Below are 16022 nucleotides of genomic sequence, written 5' to 3' on the forward strand. Positions count from 1 at the left end.
GTGGGTAACCATTTGCGTTAAGCCACAAAATCCCCCTCGGGGGATTTCCTTATCATGAGTTTACACAAAAATCTTGACAGACCCACCGCAGTCGGAAGTGGGCAGCAAAATCAAAGCCGAATCACGGTCTTTTCGTTTCCACCGCGCCTTGTCTTTAATCTCCCGTCCGGTTTGCCTGCTTCACTTCTCTTAGCCCCCGATCCTGATTCCCTTAACGAAAGGGATAATGGTGCAAAGCGGCAATGCAGAGACAACAAGACACGAACCCTGCTCCGATTTCGTCCGTAAGATCCGACAAGACGCCAACTGAATATACTCGTCCCACAGCCTAACCACGCAACACAGCACTCGCACCGAGACATAACAACCTGCAGTTTTTCTGCGCAGGCCTTTTGCGTACCCTTTCCGTGACCCATCATCTTACCCCGTCAACAAAAACTTCCTGCGCCCTTCCTTCGTTTCGTGGTAAAATTTGAATGTCTTTAGTTGATATTCAATTACGGGGAGAGTAGGTCGCATGAAGAATTCAAAAGGTTATTTTTATTACTTCGTTTGGATCATCGGGGCCTTGGTTCTGATGTATTACGGAAACCAATTTACCGATATGATGAATCACAAAACCCAAACCTTGTATAAAATCGAATACGGCTTGATCGGCGATATCGTGTATGGTTTGGCTTTTGGGCTTTATTTGAGCTTCCTGAACGGGTTTCCGAACCGGCGGAAATTTCACCGGCCGCTGTTTGCGTTCGTTTTTTTGCCCAGTTTCCTGCTTTTGATTTATCCGATTGTCACGATTTACGTGAAACAGATTTATATCGTGAAATACTACGAAATCGTCAAGGATCCGCAGTTGTTTTTCTTCGGCTTGTTGAGTGCATTGTCTTTGATGAAAAGCATGTTCACCACCCGTTGACCGGAAAATGCGAGAGAAGAAGGAGGAGATGGGAATGGCAAAAATACTTGTGATGGGCGGCTGTGACGGTGGTGAGATGTTCGTGTGAATCAATTTTTTATGATTCTTCTGCTGAGTTTTGGCAGGAGTTTTTTGATTTGGAAGCAAGATGTATATTTGCAGTGAGTTGGATGGATCGAACGTCTAATTTAAGAAGAGCACTGTGTTTTGAGAACAGGGGCCTTTGAACTTGATGTGCGAATCCAAAGGAGAAGGACAATGAAAAAGATAATTAGGAAAAAAGAAATTATGGCTACAGGAAGTGTAATCCTGCTGATCGTGTTCATCACTACTGTTGCTTGTTGGCATGAAATTGGAACTTTATTTGCAACAGGGAATTATGATAATGAACAAAACATGGTGGAATCCATAATGGACAAAACAGCGACTCCAGGAGTAGGTATCGTATCATCCAAGCAGGGCAAGACAGAATTTAAGGTATATGGCTACGCGAATGCGGAACAGGAAAAGCCGGTCACAGAGGAATCAGACTTTGAATTGGGCTCGACCACTAAGGCATTTACGGCTCTGGCTATTATTTTGTTAAAAGAAGAGGGAGTATTGGCTTATTCCGATTATATTTCAGATTATCTTCCATGGTTTGCGCCAACCTACAAGGGAGAGAAGACTAAGATAACGATTAACCAACTGTTGGCTCATACAAGCGGTATACCGCCATGGAGCATCAGGTTAATTCCTGAAGGTACTACTGAGGAAATGCTTGGAACAACCATACATAAAATTTCAAACATTGCGCTAGATACAAGTCCAGGGACCAAATATCAGTATGCGACTGTTAATTATGATATTTTAGCAATGATTATTGAACATGTTACAGGCATAAGCTATCAGGATTATGTGACTGAGCACATACTGATTCCGCTGGGGATGACAGACAGCTATTTTTCAACAGGACAGGAAAAGAAGCCGGACCAGCTTACCCAAGGCTATCGCGTGTTTTTTGGAAAAAGCATAGCATATAATGCTCCCAGATATTATGGGAATATTGCTGCGGGATATTTGGTAACAAATATCAAGGATTTGGAGCACTGGATCAATGCTCAGATGGGAATAAGCGATGTACCGGATAATCTGAAAAATGCAATTCATCTATCTCATGAGGTTGACATCCCAACAGTCGGATATGAAGCTAAGAACCAATACTATTCCTTCGGATGGAACAATGATCCGGTCAAACGGGTGATTAGTCATAGCGGAAGTAACCCGAATTATTCTTCTCAGGTTATTATCGACTTAGAGCGGCAGGAGGCGGTATTCGTGTTGGCCAATTTGAACTCAACGGCCCCCTCGCTGATTGCTCAAAATAGGTATGAGCAAATGAATGGGAATTCTATGCACACCTATAAATATGAGGATAGTTACATAATAATTGATTTGGTATCATCGTTCTTAGTCCTGTTAGCCGCTATTGGCATTACTCTTAAGGTAATTAAACTATCCGTAGGGGAAAACCAAAACATAATAGATGAGAAAGATAGACGCAGGAAAAGGATCGGGGCTCGTATTACACTGCTCATTAGAATGCTGCTGTTAGTATTGGTGGTGATCTGGCCTTATCTATTGAACTACAATTACGGTATGATTAGCGTATGGATGTCCTATTCAGTATTGTTGTGCATGGGCCTTGCTGCTATTAGCTGCGTGTTATCAATTATATTGGCCCGCATCAAAAACAGTTGTCACATCCCGTGCCCAACCCGGAAGCGGCGAACCCTTTCATTACATCGGCGGAGACGGCGAAGTTTTTGGCCTGGCTTGGGGATGCGGGGATCACGAGGCCGCTTAACGCCTGTTCGGACGGGGATATGACTATCGGCGGCATCGTTCGTTTGATCGAGAACATCACTGGCAAGCAGGCCATGATCGAACGCGAGTCGGCCCGGGAAGATAAGGGGAGGAATGCGGATGTCTTTTTCGAAAATGACGGTGATCGTAACGGGAGCGGGGCAAGGCATCGGCCGCGGGGTGGCCGAGGCTTATGCGAAGGAGGGCGCCTTCGTCGTACTGGCGGAGGTGAACGAGGAGACCGGCCGGCAAGCGGCGGAAGCGATCATCCAAGCCGGCGGCCAAGCGCGGTTTGTGTCCTGCGACGTGCGGAAGGAAGCGGATATCGTTCGTTTGGTGGAGACGGCCGAGCGCGAGCTGGGACGGGTCGATATTTTGATCAATAATGCGGGGGTATCGCGGTTTAAATCGCCTTACGAACTGACGGTGGACGAATGGGACGACGTGCTGAACACGAACGTCCGCAGCACGTTTCTGGCCTCCCGCGAGGCGGCCAAGCGCATGAAAAAGCAAGCCCGGGGCGGCGCCATCGTCAACGTTTCCTCGACGCGGTCGATCATGTCCGAACCGAATTCGGAAGCTTACGCCGCTTCCAAAGGCGCGATTCTTTCGATCACGCATGCGCTGGCCGTATCGCTGGGCCATGACGGCATTCGCGTCAACTGCGTCAGCCCGGGGTGGATCGAAACCGGGGATTACGGCGCGCTGCGCGAAATCGACCACCGGCAGCATCCGGCGGGACGGGTGGGGACTCCGGCGGATATCGCCCGGGCCTGCCTGTATTTGACCCACCCGGACAATACGTTCGTGACCGGCGCGCATTTGGTGGTCGACGGCGGGATGACGCGCAACATGATATACGAGCCATAAGGAGCTACGACAAGCGGGGGCAGCCTCGGTTGATACGCAGTGTTATCCGATCCAACCGAGCAGCACCCCGCCTGCGGCGCCGGCTAGGACCACAACCCAGGGAGGCAGCTTCCAGAACATCAGCATGGCGAATAACAGCAACGCGACGATGAAATCGCCGGTTTGCTGCACCGAAGAGATCCAGATCGGATCGTACAAGGCGGCCAGCAAAATGCCCACGACCGCGGCGTTTACGCCTTGCAGGGCGTTTTGGACCTTAGGGATGCCGCGCAGGCGGTGCCAAAACGGGAGTACCCCGACGACCAGAAAGAACGCCGGCAGAAAGATCGCGATCGTCGCCAGAACGGCGCCGGAAATGCCGTTGATGGACGCCCCGAGATAGGAGCCGAACGTAAACAACGGACCCGGAACGGCCTGGGCCGCACCATATCCGGACAGGAAATCGGCTTCGCCGATCCAGCCGCGGGGGACGACTTCGCTTTGCAGCAGCGGCAGCACGACATGGCCGCCGCCGAACACGAGCGAACCCGCCCTGTAGAAGACGTCGAACAGCTGCAGGCCGAGGTTTGGCCACCACCGGCTGAGCAGCGGCAATAGCGCTAGCAATCCGAAGAAGGCGGCCAGACTCGCGACGGCCCAGCGCCGGCCGATGCGGATGTCGGCTGCGGCTTCCTCGAAAGCCGGCTGATCCTTCGTTGTTGCGGGCGCCGCGTCCGAACTGCGGTACAGCCCCAAGCCGACCAGCGCCAATGTCGCGATAATCAGCACTTGCGTCAGGCCGCTTGGCCATAACAGGGTGCAGGCAGCGGCCAAGGCGGCAATCGTGGCCCGGCTGCGCCCGGCGGCCAGCTTCACGCCCATGCTCCACACCGCCTGGGCGACGATGGCGACCGCCGTGAGCTTCAGGCCATGCAGCCAGCCGCTGCCGGCGAGATCCGTTCCCTGCAGCAGCAGGGCGAACAGCACGAGCAACAAGGCGGAAGGCAACGTGAACCCGGCCCAGGCCACGAAAGCGCCGGCCAAACCACCGCGGTACAGGCCGATCCCCATGCCCACCTGGCTGCTGGCCGGCCCCGGCAGGAATTGGCACAGTGCGACCAGCTCGGCATATTTTTGCTCGCCGATCCACTTGCGTTTTATGACGTACTCCTCATGGAAATAACCGAGGTGCGCAATCGGTCCGCCAAAGGAGGTCAATCCCAGCTTGGCGGAGACGGCGAAGATCTCGAAGGTGCGGCGGAACCGGCTCCCAGTCGGTTGTTCCGTAGAAGTATGGGCCATTTTTTTAGAATTCAAGCAGGAGAGCTCCTTTCGTATGTAACTGCCCGAAGGCGTTTCTCTTTAATATATCATTCCATTGTAAACGGAGCGTAAGTATGTGACCGAATTGTTTTTTGATCGCGAACCTCTTACGTACCCGACACTTACGGACGGCAATCAGTTTGGCCGGTGATTAAAGATACCACGGCATTGAGTGCCAGAGATTATGCATGGAAAATCGTACAAAAGCACTCGTGTATCTGCCAGATACAGGGATTTTGTATGAAAAATCGTACAAAAGTGCTCGTCGAACAGCCAAATGAGAGTTGAATTATGGTGTTTGATTTAGGGAATCTCGATAATTTTACATCCTCTCTTTCCTATGACACAATAAAACGGGAAATTTGACAGTACAATGCTATTTACACTATTTTCAGGAGGTTAGAATCATGCGCATCGGAATCATCGGACTGGGCGATATCGCGCAAAAAGCGTATTTGCCGGTCATTACGGCGAGGGAAGATATCGACCTCGTTTTCAGTACGAGAAATCAAGACACTCTATCGCGCTTGGCGGCAAAATACCGCATCCCGGAAACGGCGGGCAGCGTCGAGGAACTGATCGCCACCGGCGTGGACGCGACGTTCATCCATTCGGCAACGGAGTCCCATCCGGCCATCCTGGAGCAGCTCATCCATAACGGAATCCACGTCTACGTGGATAAACCGATCGCTTACCACTATGAGGAGTCCAAGCGGTTGAGCGAGCTGGCAGAACATACAGGCGTGCTGCTGATGACGGGCTTTAACCGCCGGTTTGCCCCGATGAACGCCGCGCTGAAAGAGCAGCCGGACCGCCGGCTGGTGCTGCTGCAAAAGAACCGTACCCCTTCGCCGGAATTTGCCCGCCGCTTCGTGTTGGACGATTATATTCACGTGGTCGATACCCTGCGGTTTTTGGCGCCGGGAGAAATCAAGGATTTCCGCGTCTCGACCCGCGTCCAGGACGGGAAGCTGCATCATGTCACGCTTCAACTGGAAGGGGACGGCTTCACCTGCATCGGGATCATGAACCGGGATTCGGGGGCTAACGACGAAATCCTCGAGGTGATGAGCCCCGGCAACAAATGGCGGGTGGACGGGCTCAACACGACCGAACATTTTACTGGAGGCGAAGCGAAGCTGTCGACCTTCAAGGACTGGGATCCGGTGTTGTACCGGCGGGGTTTCGTGCAAATTATCGATCATTTCATGACCTGCGCGCGCGAACGAAAGGCGCCGTCGATCTCGCTCCAGGATGCCCTGGAATCCCACCGGCTGTGCGAGGAAATCGTGAACAGCGCCGAGGCGAACGGGGCTTTGGCTTGGGATCGGCCACTCTGAAACATTACCGTCTCGAACAACGTAGAACGGGATAGCGAAACCACTCAAGCCGGACGGCTGTCCCGGCGGTGAAGGAGGAATTAAGCTTGTTCGAGGATTTAAACGCACGTATGACGGAACTCAAGGAGCAAGGCCGGAATCAGGAGAAATTGGATCGCCGCCTGAAGGACCTTCGGCAGGAACTGACCGGTTTGAAGGAGGAGCGGCAACGCTGGCAGGTCAAGTTGGCCGCGGAGGAAGAGGATGTCCGCAAACTGTCGGCTATGTCGCTTTCCAATCTGCTGGCCACCCTGCTCGGCAACAAGGCGGAGAAGCTGGAGCGGGAGCAGCGGGAAGTGCTGGAGGCGAAAGTGAAATATGACGCGGCCGACGCGGCGGTTCGCGACATAGAGCGGCAGATCGCCGATCTGGAACGGAAGCTGCTGGAAGTCGGGTCCTGGGAAAACGACTACGAGCGCGCCTTTCAGGCCAAGGAACGGCAAATCCTGCAGGAGAACGGGGAGCTGCGGGAGTTGGCCGAACGCGAGGCGGTCCTGACCGTGCAGTTGAAGGAGGTCGACGAAGCGCTGCGCGCCGGGCAGTCGGCGCAAAGCGATTTAAGCGCGGCCGAAGAGGATCTCCATTCCGCCAAAAATTGGGGAACGTACGACATGCTCGGCGGCGGGATGTTGTCGACGCATATCAAACACGGGCGGATTGACGAGGCGATGAGCCACATCCACACGGCCCGGCAAAGTTTGCAGCGTTTTGAACGGGAGCTCCGGGACGTCGGGACGAACGGTCCGGACAACTTGGAAATCGGCGGATTTTTGAAGTTTTCGGATTATTTTTTCGATGGGCTGGTCTCCGATTGGCTGGTACAGGGACAGATCAACGACAGTTTGGATCAGGTCCGCGCCAATAGCGCGGCGGTCAACGAAGTGCAGCGCGGTCTGGAGTCCGCCAAACGCAAGCTTGAATCGGAACGGGCGGAAGTACATCGCAAATACGTGCAGACGGTGGAGCTGTATTCCTAGCGTCACACGCAAGACAGGCTCAGGAACTAGAGGTTCCTGGGCTTGTTTTGTAATACAAATGCGTCCCGGTGCAAATAGCTATAGGAAAAAGAGAAAGGGCGGGCGGACATGAAGCGGACATGGTGGAAGGAAAGCGTCGTGTACCAAATATATCCGATCAGCTTCAAGGATTCGAATGGGGACGGGGTTGGGGACCTGCGCGGCATCCTTTCCAAGCTCGATTATTTGCAGGACCTCGGCGTCGACGTGGTTTGGGTGTGTCCGATCTACAAATCGCCGGGGCATGACAACGGTTATGACATTAGCGACTACTGCAACATCGATCCCGAGTTCGGCACGATGGAGGATTTCGACGAGCTACTGGAAGGGCTGCACGCGCGGGGAATGAAGCTGATGATGGATCTGGTGCTCAACCACACTTCCGACGAGCATCCCTGGTTCCTGGAATCGCGGCAGTCCGCGGATCATCCCAAGCGGGACTATTATATTTGGCGGAAAGGCAAAAACGGCGGCCCGCCGAACAATTGGGAATCGTATTTCAGCGGCTCCGTATGGGAGTACGACGAAAGTACCGGAGAGTACTACCTGCACTTGTATTCCAAACATCAGCCCGACCTCAATTGGGAAAATCCCGCGGTGATCCGCGAATTGCACGACATGGTCCAGTGGTGGCTCAAAAAAGGCGTGGACGGTTTCCGCTTCGATGCCGTCGCGCATATCGTCAAGGCTGCCGGGCTTCCGGACGCGGACAATCCGAACCAGGCGCCGACGGTCCGGGCTTACGAGCTGTTTTCCAATCTCGATGACGTACATACGCTGCTGCAGAACCTATACGATAACGTGTTGTACTACTACGACATCATGACCGTGGGCGAAACTTCCGGGTTAGGACCCGAGCAGGCGCTGGACTACGTGGGGGACGACCGCCGCGAGCTCAACATGACGTTTCAATTTGAGCATATGTTCCTCGACGCCGGCTCGGCGGGCAGCGGCAAATGGGATGTCGTTCCCTGGAAGCTGACGGAACTGAAGCAGGTGATGACCCGCTGGCAAACGGTACTGCACGGCAGGGGATGGAACGCCAATTATTGGTGCAACCACGACCAGCCGAGATCGGTTTCCCGTTTCGGGAACGATGCGGAGGCCTATCGCGTGCCGTCGGCCAAAATGCTGGCCACCTTCCTTCATATGCTGGAAGGGACGCCGTATATTTACCAGGGGGAAGAAATCGGCATGACCAACGCCGACTTCAGAACGATCGGCGATTACCGCGACGTGGAGACGCACAACTTCTATGAGGAACAGCGGCTTGTCGGCGTGCCGGAGGCCGAGATCATGCGGGCGATCCGGCTGAAGAGCCGCGACAACGCCCGCACTCCGATGCAATGGGAAGCCGGCCCGCAAGCCGGTTTCACCACCGGAACCCCTTGGATCCGGGTGAACGCCAATCACAAGCGGATCAACGTCGAGGGCGCGATCCAAGACCCGGAATCCATCTACCACTATTACAAGCGGTTGATCCAGCTGCGGAAAAGGCATGCAGTCATCGTATACGGCGAGTATCGTCTCTTGCTGCCCGACCATCCGGAAGTTTATGCCTTTACCCGAACGCTGGGGCAGAGCCGTCTGCTGGTGATATTGAATTTCTTTGCCGGCGAGCCGGTGTTCGAATGGCCGGAAGAGGAGATGAAACCGAAGGACATCGAGCTGCTGATTTCCAATTACGAGCCCCGGATTCAGGAGGACCTCCACCGAGTGCAGCTTCGCCCCTATGAAGCCAGGGTTTACCTGCAGCGGACCTAACCCGCCGGTTCGGCTCCGGTACAATCGAAAAACGCGAATAGTCGTCGGTCGTGCGGCGTGCTACACTGGAAAAAAGATTGGTTCCACAAACGGAATAACTTTGATGATTAGGGGTGGAGGCATGGAAGGGATATTGGACTGCCGGGCCTCGGATTTCCGGCAGATAGACCACAAGGCGTTATCAATCGCCATCCGCGGGCGGCGGCATACGTATGTGCGGATGGCCGCCTCGGCGCCGAGGTAGCGGCCATGCGCATCGGAGTCGTATCGGATACGCATATGCCGCGCCGGGGGGCGGAGTTGCCGCCCAAGCTGATGCAAAGCTTTAAAACCTGTGATCTGATCCTGCATCTCGGGGATTGGGTCACGATGGACGTTTACGAGCAATTGGCCGCGCTGGCACCGGTGGACGGGGTCGCGGGCAATAACGACCCGGCCAACCTCATCCGGCGGTTTGGGCAGCATAAAATCCTGGAGCTGGGTGGCAAGAGATTCGGATTAACCCACGGCCATTTGCCGGGCGGCGGCCACGGCGCGCACGAAAACGCTCAGCGGGTGTTTGCCGGAAAGCCGGTGGACGCCGTATTGTTTGGTCATTCCCATAAGCCGCACCTCAGCGAAAACGGGGGAGTCCTGTGGTTTAACCCGGGTTCGCCGACCGACAAGCGGCGGGAACCGAAATACAGTTTTGGCCTGATCGAGTTCACGGCGAAGGGGCTTCAGGCGAAACATATTTATATGGACAAAAAATGATCGCGTTAGGCTATAAGTGCGTGTTCAAAAAGTGCAAGAGCCTGTTCACACGGACCGGGGTAACCCGTCAGCGGATGAGCGGGCTTTTTCTTCGCCTTTGCCCCTAAGTGCCTAAACCTGTTATTGACGGATAATTGACCACCATTTAATATAGGAATAATACTTCATGTCCTGTATAGGCGTATGCATGTCCACGGACGCTTCATTACTTTTATCTATAAAAGCGTTAACAGGATCATGCTTTACAGCTTAAATTGCGTAGGGCCATTATCCATTAAAGAGAAAGGGGAAATAGAAAAATGAAGAAGAAGCTCGGATTGATTCTTGGATTATCGTTGATGCTGCTCGTCGCCGGCTGCGGCGGCAATAATGCCGGTTCCGGCAATGCGGCGAATGGAGGAAACAACGGAGGTACCGAAGCAGCAGCCCCGGCAAATTCAGGGGAAGCCGCGGAACCGTCCAAAGATTCTTACAAAGTCGCCATTTCGCAAATCGTGGAGCATCCTTCGCTCGACGCGACGCGGGAAGGTTTCCTGGCGGCACTGAAGGACGCAGGCATCGTGGAAGGCGAAAATCTGCAGCTTGATTACAACAATGCCCAAGGGGATCCGACGAACAACACGACCATCGCGCAAAAAATCGCCGGCGAGACATATGATCTGGTGTTGGCGATCGCTACGCCTCCGGCACAGGCCGTGGCTCAGCAAGTGAAAAACTCGCCGATTTTGTTTGCGGCGGTAACCGATCCGATCGATGCGAAGCTGGTGGATAATTTGGAGAAACCGGGCGGTAATATCTCCGGCGCGTCCGACACCAACCCTGAAGCGATTACGAAGCTGATGGATTTTGTCGCGGCGAATTTCAAGGATGTGAAATCGGTTGGTTTGGTGCTGAACCAAGGGGAGCCGAATGCCGTCATTATGGCGGATCATGCGGAAAAAGCGCTTGAGGCGCACGGCATCAAGCTCGTCAAAGCTTCGGTAACCAATACGTCGGAAGTGAAGCAAGCGGCGGAATCGCTGGTCGGCCGCGTGGACGCCTTGTACATTACGCTCGACAACACGGTCGTGGAAGCCGTCAGTACGGTGATTCAGGTCGCCAACGAAAACGACCTGCCGTTCTTCTCCAGTGACCGCGATACAGTGGAACACGGCGCTTTTGCTACCGTCGGTTTCAAATATTACGACCACGGGTACCAGGTTGGGCAAATGGCCGTCGACGTGCTGAAGAACGGCAAAAAAGTCGGGGATATGAAAGTGACGGTTCCGGATAAGCTCGATTTGATCCTGAATTTGAAGGCGGCCGCCGAGCAAGGCATCGAAGTGACCGATGCGATGAAAGAGCAAGTGAACGACAAGGAGAACAATCTGATTGAATAGGCTGCGAAGCTTCCAAACCTGGAGGAGGTACACATCATGATGAACTCGCTGCTCGGAGCATTGGAATCCGGCTTGCTATACGCGCTCATGGCGCTTGGCGTTTACATTACCTTCCGGATTCTGGACTTTCCGGATTTGACCGTGGACGGCAGCTTCACGACCGGCGGCGCGATCGCCGCGATCATGATCACGGGGGGAATCTCCCCCTGGATCGCCACCGCTGCCGCCTTTTTCGGCGGGTTGATCGCCGGAGCGCTCACCGGGCTTATTCATACTAAAGGACGCATCAACGGATTGCTGTCCGGGATCTTGATGATGATCGCGTTATATTCGATCAATATGCGCATCATGGGCAAACCGAACGTAGGACTGCTGGGTGAAACTACGCTGTTCACCTCCCTGTCCCCGTTGGTTCTGATGCCGTTCGTCGTGATTGCGGTCAAGCTGCTGCTGGACTTGTTTTTCCGTACGGAGTTGGGACTGGCGCTTCGCGCGACCGGCGACAACCAGCGGATGATCCGCAGCCTCGGCGCCCATACGGACTTTACGATCATTGTCGGGCTCAGTTTATCCAACGGCCTGGTTGCTTTGTCCGGGGCGTTGATCGCCCAGCAGTCCGGTTTTGCCGACATTACGTCCGGCATCGGGATGATCGTGATCGGCCTCGCTTCCGTAATTATCGGCGAAGCGATATTCGGGGCGCGAACGGTGTTCTGGGCGACGCTGGCGGCGGTCCTCGGCTCGATCGTCTACCGGGCGGTCGTGGCTTTGGCCTTGCGGATCGACTGGTTGGAGCAAACGGATTTGAAGCTGATTACGGCCGTGATCGTTCTCTTCGCGCTGGTGCTGCCTTCGGTGCAAAGAACCTGGAAGCAAAAGAAGCTTGCCCGCAAGCGGGCCGGGGAAATAACGTCTCTGGCGGCCGGGCAAAAAAGCGTGGGAGGTGGGCTCTGATGCTGCAGCTATCCCGCGTATCCAAGCTGTTCCATCCCGGTTCACCGGATGAGAAAATCGCGCTGATCGACGTGAACCTGCACCTGGCGCCGGGCGACTTCGTCACCGTCATCGGCAGCAACGGGGCCGGCAAATCGACGTTGATGAACATGATTTCCGGCGTGATCAAACCCGATGCCGGCGAGGTCCGCATCGGGGGCACCGACATCGGCCACCTCCCGGAATACAAGCGGAGCCGCTGGATCGGCCGCGTGTTTCAGGATCCGATGGCCGGGACAGCGCCGCATATGTCGATCGAGGAGAATTTGGCGATGGCCTATTCCCGCGGCAAGCGGCGCGGCCTCCGCATCGGCGTCAACGCGAAGCGGCGGGCGATGTTCCAGGACCAGCTCAGCCGTCTGGGCATCGGCCTCGAAAGCCGGCTACGCGCCAAGGTCGGCACGTTGTCCGGCGGGGAGCGGCAGGCGCTTAGCCTGCTGATGGCGACGTTCACCGAGCCGCAAATTTTGCTGCTCGACGAGCACACCGCCGCGCTGGATCCGGCCCGCGCCGAGCTGGTCACGAGGTTGACGCAGGAGATCGTCAGCGAGCTGCGCCTGACCACGCTGATGGTCACGCATAACATGGAGCAGGCGATTCGTCTCGGCAACCGCCTGATTATGATGGACGGCGGCCGCATCATTCTCGACGTGGACGCATCGAAGAAACATGACTTGACCATGGAGCGGCTGCTTGGCGAATTCGAGCGCATCAGCGGCCACAAGCTGGCCGATGATCGCGTGGTGCTCGGCAGTTAAGGATTATACCAAAATACAAAAAAGCGCGGGTGAAGGAGACGAATGCTCCTTTTCCCGCGCTTTTTCTTGGAGCTCCTCTCGGTTAACGGCGTACCCGTACGCTGCTGTCGTTACGAATGCCGTCCCGCAGCAACCATCCGTGGAAGAAGTATTCGAAAACGCCAAGGACCAGGGTGATGGCCAACATTTCTCCGAACGAGAGCGTCCATTCCGCGTTAGCGGCAATCGCCCAAAGGAATACGAATACGAGCAGCGCGTCCGTCAGGGTAGCGGCGGCGTTATTGGTCCGGGGGAGGATAAATAAATCTCCGAATAAATAGGCGAGAACGGATAACGCTAAAGCTGTCAATAACGCGGATATGAGCGAAGCGTTGCTTAACAGCATCAGCATGGCGACGATGATCACCCCGTTGCCCAGCAGTTTGACGATGAACTTGTTCATGCGATGCACCTCCTTGTCCTGCCGCATATTTTTCCCGGGTAGGGTTACGGCTATGCAATATGTAGGTAACGAACCATCATACGACGAAGAAAGTGGGACATACGATGAATTACGACTGCATTATCGTTGGGGGCGGTATCGCCGGGTTGCAAGCGGCCATCCAGTTGGGGCGTTACTCGGCACATCAGGTAGTAGTGATTGATTCCGGTTACGGCCGGTCTACGCTTTGCCGCCAATATCATAATCTGCTGGGCCATCCGGACGGCATTTCGGGCGAGGAGCTGCGCAGCCGGGGGAGACGGCAGGCGGAATCGTACGGGATTCAGTTTATTCGGGACAAAGTGACGCGGGCGGAAAAACAAGAAACCGGGTTCCGTTTCACCGGGTCAAGCGGGGAGCGGTATGCCGGCAGAACCGTATTACTCGCTACCGGGTTGCAGGACCGATTCCCGGACATTCCCGGTCTCGTGCCGACGCTGGGACTTAGCGTGTATGTGTGCCCCGATTGCGACGGTTATGAAATCCGGGACCGCAAAACGGTGCTGATGGGCTCGGGCCGAGCGGGCGCCGAGATGGCGCTGGTCTTGGCGGAACGGACCGGCGATGTAACGTATATCAACCATGAGCGGACGGAATTTCCGCAGCCGCTGAAGCGGCAAATCGCGGAGCGCGGGATCCGGTATGAAGAGGGCGAAATCGCCGAGGTGCTGCAATCCGCAGGCATGATCTCGGGCGTCGTTCTGGAGGACGGCCGGAAATTGCCCGCCGAACGGGGGTTTATCGCTTTTGGCGGGAATAAGGTCCACTCCGAGCTGGCGGCGCAGCTCGGCGTCAATATCAGCGGCAATCGTCATGTGGAGGCCGATCCCCGCACGAAGGAAACAAACGTCCCCGGCGTGTGGGTTGCCGGCGATCTCGGCCTGCATGCCGAGCAGGTCAGCGTAGCCATGGGCGAAGGTTCGATTGCCGCAATTTGGATTCATAAAGAACTAAGTCCGTGCTATAATCAGTTGAACGGAGGGGATGAAAAGGATGATTCTTGAAGTGGCCCAGCTGCAGGTCAAACCCGGCATGATCAATGAATTCGAAAGCAATTTCCGCAAAGCGTCCAAGATTATCGCCAGGATGGACGGCTACCTCGAGCACGAGCTCCACAAATGCGTGGAAACGGAGAATAAGTACATCCTGCTCGTCAAGTGGCAATCGATTACCGCGCATGAAGTCGGATTCAGGCAATCCCCCGATTATCAGGAGTGGAAGGCCTTATTGCATCATTTTTACGATCCGTTTCCGACCGTGGAGCATTATGTTCATATTAAGCACGAGACCGATTAAAACGGATTTAGGAGGCCAATTGCTCAATTTTACGACGTATCACGAAGGCATGCATTTCAGCGTGATTAAGCTGTACAACAAAATTATTCAAGGATCGTGAGATATTACATATGACAGTCGACTTCGAATATACGATTGAAGATGCAGGATTAGAGGATTTGCCGGCGATCGTCGAGATTTACAACGAAACGATAGCCGGCCGGATGGTGACGGCGGACTTGGAACCGGTCGCTGTGGAAAGCCGCCGGAAATGGTTTGACGAGCATTCCCCGGAGTTCCGCCCGTTATGGGTGATGCGCTCTGACGGCCAGGTCATCGCTTGGCTCAGCTTCCAATCCTTTTACGGGCGGCCCGCCTATAACGCCACCGCGGAGATTAGCATTTACATCTCGGAAGCTTACCGTACACGGGGAATCGGCGGGATATTACTGAACAAAGCCATTTCGGCCTGCCCGGATATTCAGGTGAAAACCCTGCTTGGCTTCGTCTTTGCGCATAATGAACCCAGCCTTGCGCTGCTTGGCAAATTCGGCTTCGAGAAATGGGCCCACATGCCCCGGGTCGCCAATTTGGACGGGGTAGAGCGGGATCTCGTCATTTTGGGCAAGCGGGTAGAAGCCTAACGATCATGATTTTGAATGGAGAAAACCTATATTGAACGAGTGGATCAAGCAAATCACCGATTGGTTTTTAGAAACGACCCAACTGAGCGGGTATTCCATCCTGTTATTGACGATTCCGCTGGCCGTAGTTCAAGGCATATTCGGCTTTTTTCCTTTTGCCACGCTGGTGATGCTGCATATATCCCTGCTTGGCATAATGAACGGCCTATTGGCCAGTTGGATCGCCGGAACGGCGGCGGGGCTGATCGTCTACCTGTTGTGCCGGTATTTTTTTACCGGCTGGTTTAACCGCAAATGGATGAACAAACTGAAAAAGTACGAGAAATGGCAAAAAGGGTTGGACCGTTACGGGGTGTGGGCCGTCATTTTTCTCCGTACGGTGCCGATCATGCCCAACAATCTCATTTCCTTCATGTCGGCGGTATCCGATTTAAAGCCCGCTTCGTATGTATGGTCCAATTTGGTCGGCAATTTGTCCAGCATTTGGCTGTTCGGCATTTTGAGCGCCCCGATCGTTTTTCCGGGTATGGATTTAAGAGAGTTGATTTTTTCCTACGCGGGATTCCTGCTGGTATTGGGCATCGTCTTCTTCGTGAGGAACCGCAACATGACGAAAAAAGACCGGGGGATGATGACCTAGCTATCGC

17 protein-coding genes are annotated in these 16022 nt (G+C 54.6%); 15 read left to right on the forward strand and 2 right to left on the reverse strand.

Going from position 1 to position 16022, the window contains the following annotated elements:
• The first annotated feature begins 517 nt into the window (after window positions 1-517).
• The 3 genes from ACQ4N8_RS23910 (at window position 518) to ACQ4N8_RS23920 (ending at window position 3631) form a co-directional block, all read left to right on the forward strand.
• Window positions 518-916 carry a hypothetical protein gene (locus ACQ4N8_RS23910; protein ID WP_430706859.1) on the forward strand — a complete coding sequence of 133 codons (399 nt, stop codon included), beginning with the start codon at window positions 518-520 and terminating at the stop codon, window positions 914-916.
• A gap of 258 nt (window positions 917-1174) precedes the next feature.
• Window positions 1175-2785, forward strand: coding sequence for a serine hydrolase domain-containing protein (locus tag ACQ4N8_RS23915; protein ID WP_430706860.1), 1611 nt, complete (start codon window positions 1175-1177; stop codon window positions 2783-2785).
• Between the two features lie 96 nt (window positions 2786-2881).
• Window positions 2882-3631 (forward strand): SDR family NAD(P)-dependent oxidoreductase, encoded by a 750-nt coding sequence (locus tag ACQ4N8_RS23920; protein WP_430706861.1) that lies wholly within the window; start codon window positions 2882-2884, stop codon window positions 3629-3631.
• A 42-nt stretch (window positions 3632-3673) separates the two neighbouring features.
• Here ACQ4N8_RS23920 and chrA read toward each other — a convergent pair whose 3' ends face one another.
• Window positions 3674-4912 (reverse strand): chromate efflux transporter, encoded by a 1239-nt coding sequence (chrA, locus tag ACQ4N8_RS23925; RefSeq protein WP_430706894.1) that lies wholly within the window; start codon window positions 4910-4912, stop codon window positions 3674-3676.
• A 428-nt stretch (window positions 4913-5340) separates the two neighbouring features.
• Between chrA and ACQ4N8_RS23930 the strand changes: the two genes are divergently transcribed.
• The 8 genes from ACQ4N8_RS23930 to ACQ4N8_RS23965 all read left to right on the forward strand — a co-directional run bounded on the left by ACQ4N8_RS23930 (window position 5341) and on the right by ACQ4N8_RS23965 (window position 12975).
• The gene (locus tag ACQ4N8_RS23930; protein WP_430706862.1) at window positions 5341-6273 is read left to right on the forward strand and encodes a Gfo/Idh/MocA family protein; all 933 of its coding nucleotides are present in this window, start codon (window positions 5341-5343) and stop codon (window positions 6271-6273) included.
• Between the two features lie 86 nt (window positions 6274-6359).
• Complete coding sequence (locus ACQ4N8_RS23935) at window positions 6360-7289, forward strand: hypothetical protein (RefSeq protein WP_430706863.1); 930 nt, start codon at window positions 6360-6362, stop codon at window positions 7287-7289.
• Window positions 7290-7397: 108 nt separating this feature from the next.
• The gene (locus ACQ4N8_RS23940; RefSeq protein ID WP_430706864.1) at window positions 7398-9092 is read left to right on the forward strand and encodes a glycoside hydrolase family 13 protein; all 1695 of its coding nucleotides are present in this window, start codon (window positions 7398-7400) and stop codon (window positions 9090-9092) included.
• Between the two features lie 121 nt (window positions 9093-9213).
• Entirely contained in the window at window positions 9214-9336 is a 123-nt protein-coding gene (locus ACQ4N8_RS23945) for a hypothetical protein (protein ID WP_430706865.1), read from the forward strand.
• Window positions 9337-9341: 5 nt separating this feature from the next.
• Window positions 9342-9845, forward strand: coding sequence for a metallophosphoesterase family protein (locus ACQ4N8_RS23950; RefSeq protein WP_430706866.1), 504 nt, complete (start codon window positions 9342-9344; stop codon window positions 9843-9845).
• A gap of 299 nt (window positions 9846-10144) precedes the next feature.
• Window positions 10145-11224 (forward strand): ABC transporter substrate-binding protein, encoded by a 1080-nt coding sequence (locus tag ACQ4N8_RS23955; RefSeq protein WP_430706867.1) that lies wholly within the window; start codon window positions 10145-10147, stop codon window positions 11222-11224.
• 36 nt (window positions 11225-11260) lie between these two features.
• The gene (locus tag ACQ4N8_RS23960) at window positions 11261-12178 is read left to right on the forward strand and encodes an ABC transporter permease (RefSeq protein ID WP_430706868.1); all 918 of its coding nucleotides are present in this window, start codon (window positions 11261-11263) and stop codon (window positions 12176-12178) included.
• Window positions 12178-12975 carry an ABC transporter ATP-binding protein gene (locus tag ACQ4N8_RS23965; protein ID WP_430706869.1) on the forward strand — a complete coding sequence of 266 codons (798 nt, stop codon included), beginning with the start codon at window positions 12178-12180 and terminating at the stop codon, window positions 12973-12975. Before ACQ4N8_RS23960 ends, ACQ4N8_RS23965 begins: the two co-directional genes overlap by 1 nt.
• An 82-nt stretch (window positions 12976-13057) precedes the next feature.
• Here the strand turns inward: ACQ4N8_RS23965 and ACQ4N8_RS23970 are convergent, their stop codons facing one another.
• Entirely contained in the window at window positions 13058-13417 is a 360-nt protein-coding gene (locus ACQ4N8_RS23970) for a DUF2512 family protein (protein WP_430706870.1), read from the reverse strand.
• Between the two features lie 104 nt (window positions 13418-13521).
• Here ACQ4N8_RS23970 and ACQ4N8_RS23975 point away from each other — a divergent pair, with 104 nt between their 5' ends.
• From ACQ4N8_RS23975 to ACQ4N8_RS23990, 4 genes are all read left to right on the forward strand, one after another.
• Complete coding sequence (locus ACQ4N8_RS23975; protein WP_430706871.1) at window positions 13522-14460, forward strand: NAD(P)/FAD-dependent oxidoreductase; 939 nt, start codon at window positions 13522-13524, stop codon at window positions 14458-14460.
• Window positions 14450-14752, forward strand: coding sequence for an antibiotic biosynthesis monooxygenase family protein (locus ACQ4N8_RS23980; protein WP_430706872.1), 303 nt, complete (start codon window positions 14450-14452; stop codon window positions 14750-14752). The genes ACQ4N8_RS23975 and ACQ4N8_RS23980 overlap by 11 nt, the downstream gene beginning before the upstream one ends.
• A 110-nt stretch (window positions 14753-14862) precedes the next feature.
• Entirely contained in the window at window positions 14863-15375 is a 513-nt protein-coding gene (locus ACQ4N8_RS23985) for an N-acetyltransferase family protein (RefSeq protein ID WP_430706873.1), read from the forward strand.
• Window positions 15376-15406: 31 nt separating this feature from the next.
• Entirely contained in the window at window positions 15407-16015 is a 609-nt protein-coding gene (locus tag ACQ4N8_RS23990) for a TVP38/TMEM64 family protein (RefSeq protein ID WP_430706874.1), read from the forward strand.
• Window positions 16016-16022: the final 7 nt, after the last annotated feature.

The organism is Paenibacillus macerans (genome assembly GCF_050565405.1).
GTDB classification, from domain to species: Bacteria; Bacillota; Bacilli; order Paenibacillales; family Paenibacillaceae; genus Fontibacillus; species Fontibacillus macerans_B.